The organism is Streptomyces sp. NBC_00247, assembly GCF_036188265.1.
Taxonomy (GTDB): Bacteria; Actinomycetota; Actinomycetes; order Streptomycetales; family Streptomycetaceae; genus Streptomyces.
This window is the reverse complement of the sequence record NZ_CP108093.1, coordinates 738,436-756,399: the sequence shown is the minus strand read 5'-3', so window position 1 is coordinate 756,399 and position 17,964 is coordinate 738,436. Positions and strand designations below refer to the sequence as shown.

The 17,964-nt window shown below is 72.3% G+C and carries 15 protein-coding genes and 1 pseudogene; 9 read left to right on the top strand and 7 right to left on the bottom strand.

The annotated features are described in order from the left end of the window. The first annotated feature begins 15 nt into the window (after positions 1-15). Entirely contained in the window at positions 16-828 is an 813-nt protein-coding gene (locus OHT52_RS02915; RefSeq protein WP_443046760.1) for a sulfurtransferase, read from the top strand. Positions 829-878: 50 nt separating this feature from the next. Here OHT52_RS02915 and OHT52_RS02910 read toward each other — a convergent pair whose 3' ends face one another. Both OHT52_RS02910 and OHT52_RS02905 read right to left on the bottom strand, forming a co-directional pair. Beyond that, complete coding sequence (locus tag OHT52_RS02910) at positions 879-2,426, bottom strand: LLM class flavin-dependent oxidoreductase (RefSeq protein ID WP_328718530.1); 1,548 nt, start codon at positions 2,424-2,426, stop codon at positions 879-881. Positions 2,427-2,447: 21 nt separating this feature from the next. Then, on the bottom strand, positions 2,448-3,974 hold the full coding sequence (locus OHT52_RS02905; protein ID WP_328718528.1) for an MFS transporter: 1,527 nt from the start codon (positions 3,972-3,974) through the stop codon (positions 2,448-2,450). Between the two features lie 73 nt (positions 3,975-4,047). Between OHT52_RS02905 and OHT52_RS02900 the strand changes: the two genes are divergently transcribed. From OHT52_RS02900 to OHT52_RS02890, 3 genes are all read left to right on the top strand, one after another. Further along, positions 4,048-4,569 carry a MarR family winged helix-turn-helix transcriptional regulator gene (locus OHT52_RS02900; protein ID WP_328718527.1) on the top strand — a complete coding sequence of 174 codons (522 nt, stop codon included), beginning with the start codon at positions 4,048-4,050 and terminating at the stop codon, positions 4,567-4,569. Between the two features lie 256 nt (positions 4,570-4,825). Beyond that, a complete protein-coding gene (locus OHT52_RS02895) occupies positions 4,826-6,034 on the top strand; it encodes an XdhC family protein (RefSeq protein ID WP_328718526.1) in 1,209 nt (402 codons plus the stop codon). Between the two features lie 258 nt (positions 6,035-6,292). Continuing rightward, positions 6,293-7,090 (top strand): response regulator transcription factor, encoded by a 798-nt coding sequence (locus tag OHT52_RS02890; protein ID WP_328718525.1) that lies wholly within the window; start codon positions 6,293-6,295, stop codon positions 7,088-7,090. Between the two features lie 117 nt (positions 7,091-7,207). Here OHT52_RS02890 and OHT52_RS02885 read toward each other — a convergent pair. Continuing rightward, positions 7,208-7,429 (bottom strand): annotated as a pseudogene (locus OHT52_RS02885) (hypothetical protein); the annotation flags it as partial. A gap of 5 nt (positions 7,430-7,434) precedes the next feature. Here OHT52_RS02885 and OHT52_RS02880 point away from each other — a divergent pair. Continuing rightward, complete coding sequence (locus OHT52_RS02880; RefSeq protein WP_328718524.1) at positions 7,435-7,602, top strand: hypothetical protein; 168 nt, start codon at positions 7,435-7,437, stop codon at positions 7,600-7,602. Between the two features lie 257 nt (positions 7,603-7,859). Continuing rightward, on the top strand, positions 7,860-10,811 hold the full coding sequence (locus OHT52_RS02875; protein ID WP_328718523.1) for an AfsR/SARP family transcriptional regulator: 2,952 nt from the start codon (positions 7,860-7,862) through the stop codon (positions 10,809-10,811). A gap of 72 nt (positions 10,812-10,883) precedes the next feature. Here the strand turns inward: OHT52_RS02875 and OHT52_RS02870 are convergent, their stop codons facing one another. Next, positions 10,884-11,123, bottom strand: coding sequence for a hypothetical protein (locus tag OHT52_RS02870; RefSeq protein WP_328718521.1), 240 nt, complete (start codon positions 11,121-11,123; stop codon positions 10,884-10,886). A 245-nt stretch (positions 11,124-11,368) separates the two neighbouring features. Here OHT52_RS02870 and OHT52_RS02865 point away from each other — a divergent pair, with 245 nt between their 5' ends. Further along, positions 11,369-12,961: a tryptophan 7-halogenase gene (locus OHT52_RS02865; RefSeq protein ID WP_328718520.1), complete on the top strand. Its 1,593-nt coding sequence runs from the start codon at positions 11,369-11,371 to the stop codon at positions 12,959-12,961. Here the strand turns inward: OHT52_RS02865 and OHT52_RS02860 are convergent. Next, entirely contained in the window at positions 12,938-13,393 is a 456-nt protein-coding gene (locus OHT52_RS02860) for a MaoC family dehydratase N-terminal domain-containing protein (protein WP_328718518.1), read from the bottom strand. The genes OHT52_RS02865 and OHT52_RS02860 overlap by 24 nt on opposite strands. Positions 13,394-13,550: 157 nt before the next feature. Between OHT52_RS02860 and sbnA the strand changes: the two genes are divergently transcribed. Together sbnA and sbnB are read left to right on the top strand one after the other, a co-directional pair. Next, on the top strand, positions 13,551-14,570 hold the full coding sequence (gene sbnA / locus OHT52_RS02855; protein ID WP_328718517.1) for a 2,3-diaminopropionate biosynthesis protein SbnA: 1,020 nt from the start codon (positions 13,551-13,553) through the stop codon (positions 14,568-14,570). Continuing rightward, on the top strand, positions 14,564-15,583 hold the full coding sequence (sbnB, locus tag OHT52_RS02850; protein WP_328718516.1) for a 2,3-diaminopropionate biosynthesis protein SbnB: 1,020 nt from the start codon (positions 14,564-14,566) through the stop codon (positions 15,581-15,583). The genes sbnA and sbnB overlap by 7 nt, the downstream gene beginning before the upstream one ends. A 67-nt stretch (positions 15,584-15,650) precedes the next feature. Here sbnB and OHT52_RS02845 read toward each other — a convergent pair whose 3' ends face one another. Together OHT52_RS02845 and OHT52_RS02840 are read right to left on the bottom strand one after the other, a co-directional pair. Further along, positions 15,651-16,646: a TauD/TfdA family dioxygenase gene (locus tag OHT52_RS02845; protein WP_328718515.1), complete on the bottom strand. Its 996-nt coding sequence runs from the start codon at positions 16,644-16,646 to the stop codon at positions 15,651-15,653. Positions 16,647-16,857: 211 nt separating this feature from the next. Next, entirely contained in the window at positions 16,858-17,832 is a 975-nt protein-coding gene (locus tag OHT52_RS02840; RefSeq protein WP_328718514.1) for an acyl-ACP desaturase, read from the bottom strand. Positions 17,833-17,964 lie beyond the last annotated feature (132 nt).

Here is a 17,964-nt window from a genome sequence, read left to right as displayed (position 1 = left end):
TTTGCCCTCCCGCCCGTGGTCGACGCGGCCTGGGTACGCGAGCGCCTCGGCGCGCTCGTGCTCGCCGACGTGCGCTGGTTCCTCGACGGCCGCAGCGGCCGGGACGCCTACCGGGCCGGACATCTGCCCGGAGCCGTCTGGGTCGACGTCGACACGGTGCTCTCCGCGCCGGCCGACGAGGTGGAAGGGCGCCACCCGCTGCCGGACCCCGAGGACTTCGCCCGTGCGCTCGGCGCGCTCTCCGTCGGGGACGGCACCACCGTGGTGGCGTACGACGCCGACGGCGGGGCGTACGCCGCCCGGCTGGTCTGGCTGCTGCGGAGCACCGGGCGGCCCGCCGCCCTGCTCGACGGCGGACTCGCCGCCTGGGAGGGGGAGCGGGAGACCGGAGACGTGACACCGGTACCGGCTGTGCTCACCCCCGTCGACTGGCCCCGGGACCTGCTGCGCACCGCCGACGAGGTCGCCTCCGGCGAGGCCGTGGTCCTGGACGCCCGCGCCGCCGACCGCTACTCCGGGGCCGCCGTACTCCCCTCCGACAAGGCGTCGGGGCACGTCCCCGGGGCCCGCAGCGCCCCCTGGGCCGGCAACCTGGCCCCGGACGGCTCCTTCCACACCCCCGAGCGGCTGCGCGAGCGGTTCCGGGCGCTCGGCGTGGAGGAAGGGACCGGGGTCGTCGTCTACTGCGGCAGCGGTGTCACCGCCTGCCACGACCTGCTCGCCCTGGAACGCGCGGGCGTCACCGGAGCGGCCCTCTACCCGGGCTCCTGGTCCGCCTGGTCGGCGGACCCGTCCCGCCCGGTGGCGACGGGACAGGAACCCGGGTGAGTGTGCGGGCACCGCGGAGCGGCCCGGGTGCCCGGGCCGCTCCGGCCGGATCACCAGCCGGTGCCGTACCGTGCCATCGGCTCGATCAACTCCGCTTCCTCGTAAGCGAGATGCGACAGCAGTACGTCGGTGAGCAGGTCCACCGCGGCGGCCAGCCCGTCCCGGCCGCCCTTGCCCTCGACGAAGGCGACCAGCTCCCGGTCGAGCCGGTCGATCACCCCCTGTATGGCGTGGTGCTCCTCGGTGAGCCGGTCGAGGACCGGGGCGAGGCCCGGTTCGGAGCGGCGCAGGTGCGGGAAGAGGTCCTCGTCCTCGCGCGTGTGGTGCAGGGTGGTCACCCGGCAGTACGACGCGCAGTAGGCGCCCAGCGTCCAGTTGTTCTGACGCAGGCTCAGCTTCTGGATCTCCGAGCGGGCCGCGCCGGGGTCCAGGGTCTCCGCCAGCACCTCCCGTGCCACCTCGCGGAGCCGGTCCAGGTCGGACCGGAGGCTGTCGTGCGCGGCCACGAGATTGCGCGCCGGAGCCGGGTCGCGCCGCCGCTCCGGGCCGGCGGGCGGTGCGACGGGCCGGGTCGACTCGTCCCACAACCGCTCGGTGGAGAAGCGCTCGGCGGGCGGCGGCGTGGCCCGCACCCCGAGCCGGTCCCCGTCGCCGGAGGGCTCCGCCCGGCGGCGGGCGGGGGGCACCGGAGCGGCGGGCCGCGCCTGAGGCTCCGTACCGCCGCCGCCCCTGCGCGCCCGTTCCACCAGCTCCCGGGTGGCCGGGGCCACTTCCTCGCCGAACGTCCGCAACAGATCCGGGTGGTGGGCCGGCAGCAGGAACGCGCTGGTGCCGTGCTCCAGGACCAGTTGGGCCAGTTGCTCCGGCCACGCGGCGGGAGGCCCCTCGGGGAATCCGCCCGGTCCCGGCGAGAGGTTGTACAACCGCCGTACGTCCGCCGGAGCGCGACCCGCCCGTTCGGCGGCCTCGTCGACGATCCGGTGGCCGGCCCCGAGACGCGCCGGCGGCACGTGCGGCACGCTGGGCAGCCAGCCGTCGCCCGCCGACCCGACCAGCTCCAGCATCCGGGGACCGACCGCCCCGACCCACAGGGACATGGGGTGGGCCGGGGCGGGGCCGGAGGAGGCCCCGTAGAGCCCGTAGTGCTTGCCGTCGAGGCGGACCTGCCGCCCAGGGGTCCAGAGCGCCCGGATGACCTCGATGGCCTCCCGGGTCGCCCGGACCGCCTCGCCGGGGGTCCTGCGCGGTCCGCCGTCCGCGGCGATCGAGTCCCAGTAGGCCCCCGCGCCGAGGCCCAGCTCGACGCGCCCGCCGGTCAGCAGGTCCAGGCTCGCCGCCGTTCGGGCCAGCACGGAGGGCGGACGCAGCGGCAGGTTCGCCACGTTGGGGAAGACCCGCACCCGGGAGGTGGACGCGGCGATGACCGCGAGCGCCGCCCAGGCGTCGAGCATGCCCGGCTGGTAGGGGTGGTCCGGGACGCTCACCAGGTCCAGTCCGGCCCGGTCGGCCGTGCGGGCGAGGGCGACGGCCGAGTCGCCGTCCCCGGCCGAAGGCACCAGGACGGTGCCGAAGAGGAGGTCGTGTCCGTAGTCGGGCATGCCTGTGGGCTCCTGGGATCGTCAGGCGGCGCTGGGGCCGCTGCTCGGGGCGGCGGCGGGGGCCACGGCCTTGCGGCGCAAGGACCCCGGACCCGCCAGGGCGGCCAGCGTGGCTACGCCGAGGGCGATCGCGGACATCACGAACGCCGTGGTGTAGCCGGACTCGACGGGGATCGGCGTGCCCGGGATCGTCTCCGCCGCGACCAGCGACGCCGCGATCTGCGCGCCCAGCGAGCCCCCGATGGTCCGCATGATGGTGTTGATGCCGGTCGCCTGGCCGGTCTGGCTGCGGTCGACGGCGCTGACCACGAGGTTGGCGAGGGCCGCGAAGGCGAACCCGACACCGATGCCGAGGACGGCGGAGCCCGCGTACATGGCCCACTCGCTGTCGTGCGCCGCCGCGTAGACGACGAACCCGACCACGCCGATCAGGCAGGCCAGTACCAGCGGGAGCTTCCACCCGAAGGCCGCGCCGAGCCGGCCGGCGAGCGGACTCGCGAACAGCATGGTCACCGCCATCGGCACCATGAACAGCCCCGACTCGGTGACGGAGGCGTCGAAGCCGTATCCGGCCCGGGATGGGGTCTGCGCGAGCAGCGGGACGAGGGTGAAGGCCCCGTACATGCCGAAACCGATGATGAGGGCGGTGATGTGGCTGGTCAGGACCGCGGGGCGGCGCAGCAGTTCGATGTCGATGAGCGGCTCGCGCACCTTGGTCTCCACGTACCAGAACACCACCAGCAGAACGAGCGCGGCGACGAACAGACCGATGACCGAGGCCGAGGCCCAGCCCCACGACTTGCCCTGGCTGATGGCGAGCAGCAGCGCCACGATGCCCGCGCTGAGCAGGAAGACGCCGGGCCAGTCGATGCGGCCGGGGGAACGGACCGAGGACTCCTGGATGAAGGCGGCCACGGCGGCGATGCCCAGCACGATCACGATCAGGCCGAGCCAGAAGATCCAGTGCCAGTCCAGCGCGTCCACGATCGGCCCCGGGATCACCAGGCCCACTCCGAAACCGATGCCGAAGGTGGAGGAGATCAGCCCGATGGCCACCGGGACCCGCTCGCGCGGGAACTGGTCGCGCACGATGCCGAAGGCCAGCGGGAAGGCGGCCGAGCCGACGCCCTGGACGGTGCGGGCCGCGATCAGCAGACCGAGGGAGTCGGACAGGGCGGCGAGCAGGGTGCCGAGAGCGAAGACGCTGAGGCTCGCGATCAGTACCCGCTTCTTGCCGAACATGTCGCCGACCCGGCCCAGCAGCGCGGTGGCGACGGAGGCGGACAGGAGGAAGGAGCTGATCACCCAGGAGACGCCGGTCGTCGAGGCGCCGAACTCCTCCCGGAGATTGGGCAGCGCCGGCACGACCATCGTCTGCATCAGCGAGAAGGACAGCACCGCGAGGAGCAGCGCGGCGAACGGCGCGGCGATGGAGCGCGCGGCCGGGGCGGAGGCCGGGGCCTCGGCGGGGGTGGTGGGCGTGTCGGTCATCGAGCGGTCCTCCGGGACGTGGGCGCCGCCGTATGCGGAACGGGGCGGGAGCGCCAAATTAATATCACGACGGAATCATTACATGACGTTGCCCTTACGTCCAGGCACTGTCTTCGCGTACGATGCCGGTATGAGCGACACCGAGCAGTGCCGACCCGGCGGCAGCCCTTCGGAGAGCGCCGGCCCGCGAGGGGACCTGCCCCAGGAAGGGCTCCGCCCGCCCAGCCTGCTGGCCCTGCCCTCGTACGTCGCCAGCCACGTGGCCCGCATCGGGCACGAAGCCCTGGTCGACGCGGTGGGCCGGTCGGGGCTCCGGCTGCCGCACTTCGCCACGCTCACCGCGCTCGCCGACTTCGGCCCGCTGCCCCAGCACGTCATGGCGGACCGGCTCGGATTCCAGCGCAGCCATCTGGGCGGGTACCTCGACACCGTCGAGGAGCGGGGTCTGGTGCGGCGCACCCGGGACCGGGCGGACCGGCGGCGCCAGGTGGTGGAACTCACGGACGAGGGTGCGGCGGAGCAACGCCGGCTGGGCGAGGTCGCGAAGGCGTCCCAGGACGCCTTCCTGTCCTGTCTCGACCCGGACGAGCGCAAGACGCTCACCCTGCTGCTGCGGCGCGTCCTCGACGCGGACGACCGCGCGGACGGCTGACAGCCCTCAAGGGGTGCCCGACCGGTTCCGGTGGTCGAGGTGGACGAGCGACGCGGGGGACGGACGGGCGGCTGGGGCCGGACGAGGGGTGGCCCCCCCGGCTCGGGTCCCGGACGGCCCGAACTCCCGCGCGTGTTCGGCGTGTTGCGCGTGTTCCGTGGCCCGTGTGGTCCGCGTGTTTCGTCCGCCCCGCGCCCCGGGGCGGTATCTGTCGCACCAGTCGCACCAGTCGCACCAGTCGCACCAGGAGGGGTGAATGCTCGACTTGGCCGGAGAACTGCGTCGATGGCGGGACGAGGGGAAGGACTTCGCGGTGGCCACCGTGGTCGGCGTCCAGGGCAGCGCCCCGAGGCAGCCCGGTGCGGCGCTCGCTCTGGACCGGACGGGCACGGTGCTCGGCTCGGTCTCCGGGGGATGCGTGGAGGGGGCGGTCCACGACCTCTGCGAACGCGCCCTGGACGACGGGCAGGCCGTGCTGGAACGATTCGGCTTCAGCGACGAGGACGCCTTCGCCGTCGGCCTCACCTGCGGCGGGGTCATCGACGTCCTGGTCACCCCGGTCCTGGCGGCCGCGGGCGCCGGGGCGCTGGACGACGCACTGGACCACGCGGCGGCCGGCAGGGGCGTCGCGCTCGTACGGGTACTGGACGGCCTGCCGGATCCGGGGGGCAGACTACTGACCGTCCGTCAGGACGGCTCAGTCTCCGGGACGCTCGGCGGTGATCCCCGGCTGGACGAGGTCGCGGCGGCGGAAGCCGCGGCGCTGCTCGCCGTCGGCCGGACGGGCGCCGTGACCCTGGGGGCCGACGGCTCGTACTGCGGCCGGCCGGTCACCCTCTTCGTCGAGTCGTCGGCACCTGCGCCGCGTCTGATCGTCTTCGGCGCCAACGACTTCGCGGCCGCGCTGACGCGGATCGGCGTCTTCCTCGGCTACCGCGTCACCGTCTGCGACGCCCGGCCCGCCTTTCTCACCCCGGCCCGCTTCCCCGGGGCGGACGAGGTGGTCGTCGACTGGCCGCACCGCTATCTCGCGGGAACCGACGTGGACGCCCGGACGGTGCTCTGCGTGGTCACCCACGACCCCAAGTTCGACCTGCCGTTGCTCGCCCTCGCCCTGCGGCTGCCGGTCGCCTACGTCGGGGCGATGGGTTCCCGCCGGGTGCACGGGGAGCGGGTGGCGCGACTGAGGGAGGAGGGCGTCACCGAGGCCCAACTGGCCCGGCTCGCCTCGCCGATCGGGCTCGATCTGGGCGGCCGTACGCCGCAGGAGACGGCGATCTCCGTCGCCGCGCAGCTGGTCGCCGGGCGGCACGGCGGTACCGGACTCCCCCTCGCGTCCACCGGGTTGCCGTTGCACCGCCCGTCCTCGGCGCCTCCCGTCAAGGCCGGGAAAGGGGACACGGCGCCACCGGAAATGGCTGCCCCTGACACACGTCACCCGCTTGGGGCGGGAAATTCGGGATGACCGGAAGCGACCCGCGGCGCGGTCCGGGCCGCCCGGAAAACGGGAGGGCGGGCAGGTCGGCCCGAGCGCGGGCGATTGCGCGCAATCCCCGGGCCGAGCCGTGGGACACATATTGGATACTGTTTCATGCGACTGCAACAGTCTCTTCACCCTGCGGCCCTGTGGGTTCGCTAGTCCCGTTCGTAGAATTGCACCCGCCAGGAATTGCGGGACAGCCCTTACGTGACCGCACTCCGCGAACGTGTCCAGGGGGACAATATGCCGCACACTTCGTCGCAGCGGTCGCCGGGGCCTCTCATACCGGAGGCGGCCGCCCTGTCCGGCCGCGCCGGGACGGCGGCCGCGGTGCGCCCGCCGTCCGTCGGGCTTCCCGTCCGCGCCGCGCAGTCCGCGCCTGGCGGTTGGCGCATCCTCATCGTGGAGAACGACGCCTCCGACGCCTGCACACTGGTGGACGGTCTGCGCCGGCACGGCCACGAGGTTGCCGCCGTGGACCGCGGAAGCGCGGCGCTGGAGGCCCACGAAGACGTGGATCTGGTCCTGTTGGACCTCGATCTCCCCGACCTGGACGGACTGGAGGTGTGCAAGGGGATCCGCGCGGTGAGCTGCGTGCCGATGATCGTCGTCACCGCCCGCGGCTCCGAACTCGACCGCGTCCTCGGCCTGCAGTCCGGCGCCGACGACTACCTCGTCAAGCCCTACGGCTTCCGGGAGCTGATGGCCCGGATCGACGCGGTCATGCGCCGGGTGCGCTCCCGGCGCAGCGCGGGCGCGGCGATCGACCGCGGCCCCCTGCACATCGACGTGAATTCCCGTGAAGTCCGTCTCGCCGGACGGAACGTGGGGCTGACCCGCAAGGAGTTCGATCTTCTCTGCGTGCTCGCCTCGTACCCGGACACGGTAATTCCGAGGAAGAGGTTGCTCCAGCAGGTGTGGGGTGATTCATGGTCCAGGCGGACCGTGGACACGCACGTCAGCAGCCTCCGCGGAAAACTGGGCGCCAATGGATGGATCATTACCGTGCGAGGGGTCGGATTCAAGCTCGGAAGCGGTTGAACCGCCCCGCGTCGAACCGCGACCCGGCGCACACGCCTTTTCCGCTTCCGCCGGCTTTGCCTCCCGCGTCCTCGGCGTCCGGATTCCGGAATGCCGTTTCTCCGCCCGGTGTCCCGCTCAGTCCGTGGCTTCGGTGGCTTCGGTGACAGCGGCCGGTGCGGGGAGAGGGGTCTGCGCGGCGCGCGTCACGTCCGCGACCACCTCCACCATGTCGTCCACCATGTCAGGTCCGTACGCCTCGGAGTTGACCACCTTCAGCAACGGGCGGAAGGTCGAGTCGCGGTAGGTGCGCGCCAACTTCTCTTGGTGGCGTACGAGATGGCGGGCCGCGGCCTGGTCGTCGCGTGCTGTCGGCCGAGGACGAACAAGCTCAGTACCTGGTGCCGCGTGCGGGACGGGCCGTCGTCGTGGGGACGCACGAGGACGGCCGCCGGGCGTTCCTGCCGGCCCGCGCGGGTGTCGGCGGCGCCATGGTCGACAGGCGGCGGAAGCCGTCCGTGGGACCGCCGTGACGGGATCGCGCCGCGACGGCTACGGGTGGCCGGACACGACTTGCCCTTGACGCAACTCCATCGCGGCCGTCCCTGGAGGGGTGGAGACAATGTGGCTAGAGTGGTGGCATCTTGATCAGGTTCGGTGTCAAATCTGTCAGATTCCGTGTATAGGCGGCAACGGGGGCGTTGTAGCCGTGGGGAAAGCGGGGGCGTTGGTGCTTCAGGTCGTATTCCGTATCCTGGGGCCGCTGGACGTCGAGGTGGACGGTAGGGCAGTGCCACTGCAGGGGGCCCGCCAGCGCACTCTCATGTCGATGCTGCTGCTCGCTCCGGACCGGGTGGTCTCGGTCGACGCCCTGGCCGAGGCGGTGTGGGACGGCAGTCCGCCCGCGACCGCTCGCAACCAGCTCGCCATCTGCGTCTCGGCTCTGCGCAAGACCTTCAAAAAGGCGGCGGGTCTCGACGGCATCCTCGTCACCAGCCATCCCGGCTACATGCTCAGCACCGGTGAACACCGCATCGACGCATCCGAGTTCGAGCGCAGCGCGATGCTCGGACGGGACGCAGCCAGGGAGGGCAGGGTCCAGGAGGCCTGCGCCCGCTTCCAGGACGCCCTCGCCATGTGGCGCGGGCCCGCTCTGGAGGGCGTGATGTCGGGCCGTGTCGAGGCGGAAGCCGGCCGGCTCGACGAGCTGCGGTGCGACATCTACGAGGAGTACGCCGGGCTGCGTATCGGTCTGGGCCAACACCAGGAAATACTGGGTGAGCTGGCCAGTTTCACGCTGGCGCACCCACTGCGTGAGCAGGCCATCGCCCACCTGATGCTCGCCCAGTACCGCTCGGGTCGGCGGGCGGAGGCGCTGGGGACGTACTGCTCAGGACGGACACGCCTCGCCGAGGAGCTGGGCATCGACCCCGGCCCCGCCCTCCAGGAGCTGTACGAACTGATCCTCGCCGACGCGCCGCAGCTGGGAGCCCCGTCTCCGGCGGTCCCGGCGGCCGGCGGCTCCACCGTCCCATCCCAACTTCCTGCGGAATTAGCATCCTTCACGGGAAGACGTGAGGAAGTAGCACTGCTCGATCCGCTGTTGGGCAGGCTGGGAGGCGGAGCACTGCCAGTCGGGTTCGTCGTGGGCGCCGGGGGCGTGGGCAAGACCGCGCTCGCGGTTCGCTGGGCCCACCAGGTCGCCGACCGCTTCCCCGGCGGCCAGCTCTTCGCGGACCTGCGCGGGTACGACGAGGAAGAAGCCCCTCGCCGCCCCAGCGCGGTCCTCGACGGCTTCCTGCGCGCACTCGGTGTCGCCGCTCCGCAGATACCCACCGACCAGAACGAGCGCGCGGACCTGTTCCGCGGCATCCTGGTGGGTCGCCGCGTCCTGATCGTCCTCGACAACGCCCGCTCCTTCTCACAGATCCGCTCGCTGCTGCCCGGCGCCGGGCACTGCTGCGTCCTGGTCACCGGCCGCGACGCTATGGCCGGTGCGCTCGCCGGCGACTACGCCGTCGAGTCGCTGAACCTCGGTGCGCTGGACGAGTACGAGGCAGTCTCCCTGCTGGCCCGGGTCGCGGGGGACGGCAGGCTGGCCGCCGACCCCGTGGGCGCGGCCAGGATCGTCCAGCTCTGCGACGGGCTGCCCCTCGCCCTGCGGATCGCGGCGGCGCGTCTCGCCGCCAAGCCGCACTGGTCGGTGGGCACTCTGGTCAGGCGCCTCCAGGACCAGCGTCGAAGACTTGACGAACTGAGCCCCGACGAGCGCGGCGTGCGCGCCAGTCTGCGGCTCAGCTACCGGTACCTGGCGCCCGGTGCGGCCAGGATGTTCCGGCTCCTCGGCCTGCTGTCCGTGCCCGACTTCGCCGCTTGGGCCGGGGCCGCCCTGCTGGACATCGAACCAGCCGAAGCCGAGGACCTGGTGGAGGAACTGGTCGACGCGCAGCTCCTCGAACCGCTCAGCGCCGGCTCCGACGGCCAGGTCCGCTACCGGTTCCAGGAGCTGCCGCGGCTGTTCGCCCGCGAATGCGCGAACGCGGAGGAGAGCGAAGACGACCGCCGGGGCGCCGTGCGGCGCGCGTACGGCGGCTGGTTCGGGTTGGCCCGGGAGGCCCACCGCCGGGTCTACGGGGGAAACTTCACCGTCGTACGCAACCCGTCCGCGCCGCATCCGCTACCCGCGCGGCTGGTCGACACCCCGGTGGGCTGGTTCGAGACCGAGCGGGCGTCCATCGCCGCTCTCGTGGAGCAGGCATCGCAGGACGACGGAGCCGGGTCGTACGCCTGGGGGCTGACATCCTTGAGTGTCACGTTCTTCCAGAGCGGCAACTACCTTGAGGACTGGCGCCGTTGTGCCGAGTTGTCCCTGGAGGCTGTGCGGCGGGACGGGGATCCGCTGGGCGAGGCGGTGATGCTGCACTCCCTGAGCACCCTGGAGATCGTCCAGTGGGACCACGACGGCGCGCGGGAGCGGCAGAGACTCGCCCTGGAGCTCTTCGAGAAGCTGGGGGAGCGGCAGGGCTGCGCACTGGTGTTGCGGAACATGGCGATGTGCGAACGCCATCAGGGTGAGCCGGACAGGGCCGCGGTGATCGGCCGCGAGGCGCTGGAGAACTTCCGGTCGGTCGGCGATCTGTACGGAGAGGCGTACATGCTGGGGCTCCTCGCGCAGATCGAACTGGAGCGCGGAGAGGCGGCGGCGAGCCTGGAACTCTCCGCCGAGGCTATCGTCCGCGGCCGGGCACTGGGCAGCGGGCGCGGCGAGGCGCAGAGCTCGGTGCGGTTGGCCGAGGCGCTCACCCGCCTGGGCGAGGCGGCCAAGGCCGAGAAAGCGTGCCGCAGGGCGCTGGAACTCGTCAGGGAGTCGGGGGACGTGCGCGGAGAGGCCCACGCACTCCGGGCTCTCGGCGAGGCGCTGTGGGGGCAGGGCCGGACGGCAGAGGCCGAATCGGTTCTGCTGGAGGGGCTGTCGGTGGCGTGCGAGGTGCCCGACCGGTTCCTGGAGGGGCGGGCGGCAGCCGTCCTCGGCTGCCTGCTGGCGCTGCGGGGCGACAAGCCGGGAGCCGTGGACCGGCTGCGTACGGCCGCCCGCCTCTTCGCGGAGGTGGGGGCCGGCAGCCGCTGGCGGGAGCGGGCGGAGACCTTGCTCGCAGCGGTGGACACGGGTGGCCCGGAGGATGCGAACGGTACGGCCGCGCTGCCGGACCCCGATGAGCTCTTCGCGCTGGTCAAGCCGTAGGGGCCCACGGGCTCACGGGCCCACGGGCCCACGGCCTTCGGACGGCGGGCAGCCCGGGGCCGGCGCCGGAGGCTACGCGGAAGCAGGGGCAGGGGCGGAGCGGGTCCAGGGGTCGTCGGGCGTGGTGCGGGGCGTCGGGCTGGTCCACGGGCTGTCTCTGTACGGGGCCGAGCGGACGCCCGTCCACGGGCCGGAGCCGAGCGTCACCGTGAGGCCGGTGAACGCACCGGCCACGCCCAGGAGCATCACGTGGCTCGCGAGGAGGACTCCGAGCGGAGCGAGTAACTTCGTGCGCTGGGCGGCGTGCCTCATGTGTCCCCCTGGGATTCCTGTGGATGTCCGGCCCGCTGTCGGCGCGCCGCGAAGCAACAGTCAGAACAATACGGAGAGTCGCTTTCCGGGCTCTTTCGAAACTATTTTGCTGCGATGTGTCGCGAAGCTCTCCGCCGAGGCGAGGAGTTGTCGTAAGGTGCCGAGCCTGCCTGCGCGTACCGATCCGGCCACTCCACCGGGAGCCGTCAGAGATTCTTGGTAGACCGCGAGGGTGGCATCACGGCATGGGATGCCGCATCGGAAGAATCGTCGTGGTGGGGGGCACCACCGCAGGCTGGCTCAGCGCCGCCTACCTCGCCGGGACCCTCGGGAGCGCCGTACGGATCACCGTCCTCGAAGCACCCGGGGAGACCCTCGGGAGCGATGCCGACGCCGCCGCGACGGGAGACGTGCAGGCGCTGCCCGCCGAGATGCAGAATGACTTCTTCGATCCGCTCGGAATCCAGGAGTCCGACTGGATGCGAGCCTGCCGCGCCTCCTTCCGAGTGGCCGCCCGTTACACGAACTGGCGCACCGGCGGGCCTGCGCAATGGGCCGCGAGAGAGCTCCCCAACGGCGGTGCCGACCGGTTCTACGATCCTGTGGGGGGCAGCAGGACCGAGATATCGCACGTCGCCCTTCCGTACTACTGGGCCTGGCGCCGGAACGCCGGGGAGACGCTTGAGCCCCTCGACCGTGCCTGCTTCCGCGAACCACCGCTGCTGGACGCGCGGAGGTCGCCACGCTGGCTGGACGGCCGCGCGGCGCTGTCCTACGGCTGGCACGTCGACACGGCCTTGTTCACCGCCTACCTGCGGGACGTGGCGACCCGCAGGTGGGGCGTGGAGACGGCGCGGGGGAGCCTGGGACGGGCGGTGCGCGACGCGCGCGGCGACGTCGTGGCGGTCGTCACCGGGCAAGGGCTGCGCGTCGCGGGCGAGCTGTTCCTCGACTGCACCGGGACACCCGCCGATCTGCTCGCGGGAGCGCTCGGAGAGCCCCGCGCGGGCGAAGCCGACCGGCTGCTGTGCGACCGCACCGTCACCCTGACCACCCCCGCCGGCTCCGACGCGGGCATCGCTCCGTACACCAGCCTCCTCGCCGCGCCCGACGGCTGGCTGTGGCGGATGCCCCTGCTGGACCGCACGGGCGTCGGACGCGTCTACGCGGCCGAGTTCACCCGCCCCGAGGACGCCGCACGGGAACTCGCCGTGCTCTGCGGCCTCGATCCCGAGGAGGCGGAGGTGCGCCACAACTCGCTGCCCCAGGGGAGGCTCCGTCGCGTGTGGGTCAAGAACTGTGTGGCGATCGGTGGTTCGGCGTCCCTGGTGGAGCCGTTGGACACCTCGCGCACAGGCGGGGTGCTGCACGCGCTGCGCCGACTCGTGCGGCACCTGCCGTCGGCCGCGGAGGAACGCGAGGCCGCCGTGGACCGCTTCAACCGGGAAGCCGAGTGCCGGCACCGGGCGGACCGTGATTTCGCCCAGCTGCACTACGCGTTCGGGCCCCGCCGGGACAGCCCGTTCTGGAGCGAGCAGACCGCCCGCCCTCTGTCGGTGGCGGTGCGCGACCTCGACGCGGCGTACCGGAGCGGCCTCCCGCTCTCCGGCGGAGACCTGAGGCACCTCACCGTCCTGGCGTCACTGGACACGGGCCTGCCCGTCGTACCGCCCGCCCTGGCGCGCCTGGACCGTGAACGCGAGGAGGCCGCGGAGCAGATCGAGCGGATCGCCCGGCAGCAGCGCATCCTGGGGGAGACGCTGCCCTCGGCGAGCGAGTACCTGACCCGACTGCACGAGGGCGCGTCGAGGCGGTCAGGCCGCGCGGGCGACGAGTGACATGCGAATGGTGGCCACCGGCACTCCCGTCATGTCCTCGGCCTCCGCCCGCAGTTCGAGTACGTCGCTGCCCGCGAGCGACCTCACCGCGTCGATGTGGACGACCAGCCGGAGGACGTCGCCCGCATACACCGGCCGCTCGAAGGTGAACCGCTGATCGCGGTGGACCACCCTGGCGTAGTCCAGGCCGAGTTCGGGATCGAGGACCACCGGGTCGGTGGCCCGCTGCATCAGTACCGTGAGGAAGGTGGGAGGAGCCACCAGGTCGCGGTGGCCGAGTACCCGGGCCGCCGCCGGATCGTGGTGGGCCGGGTGCGTCTCGCCGATCGCGACGGCGAACTCGCGGATCTTCTCCCGCTCCACCTCGTACGGGCCGGTGGTCGGGTAGACACGGCCGGCGAACGCGGGATCGAGGGGCACGCTGGCTCCCATGTGCGTGAGAGAAAAGGAGGTTGACCGAGTCTATGGCCCCGTCCCCGATCCTTATAGATCGCCCATAGCGGTGGCGCGAACTCTCGGCATTCCCAACGCACTGCCGTTTCACGAAGGGAGAGCCGTGTTCGCAGGGCTCAAGGGCATTCTCTCAGCGGTGGGCGAGACACCGCTCGTTGAACTGGAGCGGCTGATTCCCGGCTTCTCCTCCCGTGTGTACGCCAAGACCGAATGGTTCAATCCGGGCGGCAGCATCAAGGACCGCTCCGCGCTCAGCATGCTGCTCGACAGGATCAGGTCGGGCCAGCTGGTGCCCGGAAGCTCCACGGTCGTCGAGTCGAGCTCCGGTAATCTCGCCATCGGGATCGCCCAGCTGTGCCGGTACTTCGGGCTGAGTTTCGTCTGCGTCGTGGACGCCCGCACGACAGCGCAGAACATCGCGATCCTGCGGGCGTACGGAGCCGATGTGCGCATCGTCTCCGAACCGGACCCGGAGACCGGGGAACTGCTGCCGCAGCGGCTGAAGCTGGTCGCCCGGCTGTTGACCGAGATCCCCGGCGCGTACTGTCCCGACCAGTACTCCAACCCGCTCAACCCGCGCGCGCACCTGGCCACCATGGCCGAGATCGACGAGGCCCTGGACGGCGAAGTCGACTATCTGGTGCTCTCCGTCGGGACCTCGGGGACGCTCGGCGGATGTGCCGAATACGTCCGGAGCCGGGGGCTTCGCACGAAGATCGTGGCGGTCGACGCCATCGGCAGCGTGCTCTTCGACTCGGCCTGCGCGTGCGGCCGGATCATCCCCGGGCACGGCTCGTCGGTGCGTCCCGCCGTACTCGACCGCGAGGACGCGCACCGGGTGGTGCACGTCGGCGACCTGGACTGCGTGGTGGGCTGCAGGCGGCTGGTACAGCGGGAAGCCGTACTGGCGGGCGGGTCGTCGGGGGCAGTCGTCTCCGCGCTGGAGCGGATCGCGCCGGAGATACCGGCGGGCTCCACGTGCGTGCTGATCCTGCCGGACGGCGGAGACCGCTATCTGGAGACCATCTACGACGACGACTGGGTGCGTGGCCAGTTCGGCGACGTCTCCCATCTGTGGAAGCGCTCCGCGGGGTTCCCGGCGGAGCCGGAACGGAAGAACCGGCAAGAAGATGAGAGAGAGGTCGTTCCGTGCTGATCGTCGGCCATCACGAGGTAACCACCCTGCTGGACGGGCACGAGAAGGAGGTCCTCGAACTCGTCGCGGAAGCTTACCGATTGCACGACGAGGGCCGTACGTCCCTGCCGCACTCGGTCTTCCTGCGCTTTCCCGGGGACGACCGCAACCGGGTCATCGGTCTGCCCGCCTTCCTCGGCGGCGACGACGCCGTGGCCGGGATGAAGTGGATCGCCAGCTTCCCCGGCAACCTGGCGCGCGGCGCCGAGAGGGCCAGCGCCTCGATCGTGCTGAACTCGACGGACGACGGCCGGCCGGAGGCGTTCATGGAGGCTTCGGTGATATCCGCCCGCCGGACCGGCGCCTCGGCCGCACTCGCCGCAGGCGTGCTCACGGAGGCGGCCGGGGGCGGGGCGCCGGAGGGAATGGGCCTGCTCGGACTGGGGCCGATCAACCTGGAGGTGCTGCGGTTCTGCGCGGCACGGCTGCCGTCGCTGCGCGAAGCGGTGGTGTACGACCTGGATCCCGGGCGCGCCGAGGAGTTCAGGGTGCGGGCCGGGGCTGTCGCGCCGGGTGTGGAGGTGAGCGTGGCCGCGGATGTGTCGCGGGCGCTCGGCACGCACCGGCTGGTGTCGCTGGCCACCACGGCCGGGACCCCGCACATGGATCTCTCCGCCTTCCGGGCGGACGCGACCGTGCTGCACGTGTCGCTGCGTGACCTCACCGCGCAGGCGGTGCTCGGCGCCCAGAACGTCGTCGACGACACCGACCACGTCTGCCGCGAGCGGACCTCCCTGCACCTCGCCGAACAGGAGAGCGGGGGAAGGGAGTTCGTGGGGGCGGAGATCGGAGCGCTGCTGCGCGGCACCTCCGGATTCCGCCGCGAGGCGGGCCGCCGCGTGGTGTTCTCCCCGTTCGGTCTCGGAGTGCTCGACCTCGCGCTGGCCCGCTGGGTCCGCGACCGCGCGGCCCGGGAGGGCCTGGGCGTGCGGGTCGAGGGCTTCCTGCCGGGGCCGGTGGCCGCGACGGTGTGAGCCGGGTGCGCGCAGGGGCCCGGGAGTGGTCTCCCGGGCCCCTGCGGCGTGCCGGGTTGCGGACGGCTCAGTCGAGCACGGCACCGGCCGTGTGCCGCAGCGGCCGGTTGCGGCGGTTGTCCAGCGACGCGTACACCCGGTGCAGCCACCGGTCCGTACCGTCGTAACGAGGTACGAACGGTGAACGCCCGTGTACGGCCAGACGGTTGTCGACGATCGCGAGGTCTCCCGGAACGACCGCGAGCGCGGACGTGGTGCGGATGAAGGCGTCGCGCAGCTCGGTCATCGCCTCCCGGGCCTCACCGTCGAGCGGGTGGGTGGCGTGGAAGTCGACCAGGACGTCCGGGTCCTCCGCGGCCCCCGGCAGGATCGCGTGCGCGGGCGCCGCGCCGGCGCGCCCCTCGAAGGACGGCGGGGCCTCGGTCAGGAAGCGGGCCTCGGAGAGCACCGAGCGGGCCCGCGAGGAGAGCAGCGGCAGGGCCCGGCGGATGGACGCCGTGCACAGGCGGGCTTCGCCCGAGGGGTCCTCCCGGACGCACAACAGGCCGATGTAGTCGGGCCGATTGTCGTGGAACGCGTTCTCCACATGCATTTCCAGCAGCTCGGAGCCCGCGTTGGACTGCTGGCGCTCCTGCCCCGGTACCGGCACCACGTTCTGGACGATCGCACCGGACTTCTCGTTGCGGAAGGCGATCACCTCGCCCAGCTGGAGCATCGCCGCCGTGATGACCGCGGCCGCCGTGGTCGCGGTGCGTTCCACGGAGCCGGCGTGCGAGGGAGTGGGGGGCAGCGGGGCCCCGTCGGCCGGATGGACGGGCAGATTGCGGACCAGGAGCACCCCGTCGGGGCCGGCGTCGTGGCGGAAGGAGCGCAGTCCGGCGAGCAGCCGCTGCGGCAATTCCGCCGAGGCGTCACGCACCGCGCGGATCCAGTCCAGGTCGTCGGTCTCGGCGGGCCCGGTTCTCGCCAGCCGCTCGGCGAGCCCGCCGATCTTCCTGCGTTCGGCGCCGGTGAGAACCACGGCTGTCGAGGCCACGGTGGTCGCCACGGAGGTCTGTGTCATGAGGCGTGCCTTAGCTGTCGGTGAGCGGGGTCGTGTGCCGGTGTACGGTCCGGCGGATCACGGGCGAGTCTCGGCGGGGCCGCTATACCGCCCCCATAGCCGCGGGCGTCCACTCCCGAGCACCGCGGGTCCGTCGCGCCCGAGCCCGCTTCCGCCGCGGCTCGGGTCCCCGAGGGCCTCGTGCGAGGGCGGCGGCACGACCCGTCCCTGTTCAGGCGGAGGCGCGGCGCGCCGACCGGGCGAGCCGTTCCTCGCGGCGTGCCGTGAAGGTGGCGGCGCGCCGCTCCAGGTCCTCCACGAAGCGGGCCAGGTCCTCGCGGGCCGCCTCGCCGGCCGGCCCGAGCCCGGTGCGTTCGAGGACGCGCAGGTGCCGCAGGACGGGCATGACGACCTTCTCGTGATGCAGCGGGAGGTCGTAGATTCCGGCCATCGCGATCATCGCCGAGAACCGGGCGAAGCCCGGCTGGTTCTCACCCGGCATGCGGAAGTCGAGCACCACGTCACGGATGGCGGTCATGGTGTCGTCGGGCGCCCGGTCCAGGGCCGCCTCCAGCAGGTTCCGGTAGAAGAGCATGTGCAGGTTCTCGTCGGCGGCGATGCGGACGAGCAGTTGCTCGGCCACCGGACAGCCGGTCGCGACTCCGGTGTTGCGGTGGGAGATCCGGGTGGCCAGTTCCTGGAACGTCACGTAGGCGAGGGTCTGGAGGATCCCGCCGGGCGCCCCGCCGCTGCCCGCCGACATGTGGGCCAGGCGGCGCTGTTCGAGGTCCACCGGGTCGACGGCGCGGGTCACCACGAGGTAGTCGCGCAGGGCGATGCCGTGGCGGGCCTCCTCGGCGGTCCAGCGGTTGGTCCACTCGCCCCAGGCCGCGTCCCGGCCCAGCGTGCCGGTGAAGTCCCCGTGGTAGCCGGGGAGGTTGTCCTCGGTGAGCAGGTTGACGACGAGCGCGGCCCGCACGGCGGGGTCGAGGGTGGTGTCCTCGGGAACCCAGTCCTCACCGCCGAGTAAGGCGTAGTCGCGGCCCCGGCTCCAAGGGACGTAGTCGTGCGGATTCCAGTCCCGCACGACCGCCAGATGCCGGTCGATGTTCTGTGCCACGACCGGCTCCAGCTCGTGCAGCAGTACCGAATCGGCCGCCGGATCGGGATGTCGGGGCGCACCGTTGGTGGTTTCCGTCGGAGTCATTGCCTTCCCCTCTGCGGTTCGGCTTCGTTTCCCCGACCGTAGACCAGAAATGACCACTCCTCGACAGTGCGCGGCAAGTATAGATCACTTGTAGTCGACTTCGTCAGGATGCCGTTCTGAGGAATCATCAGT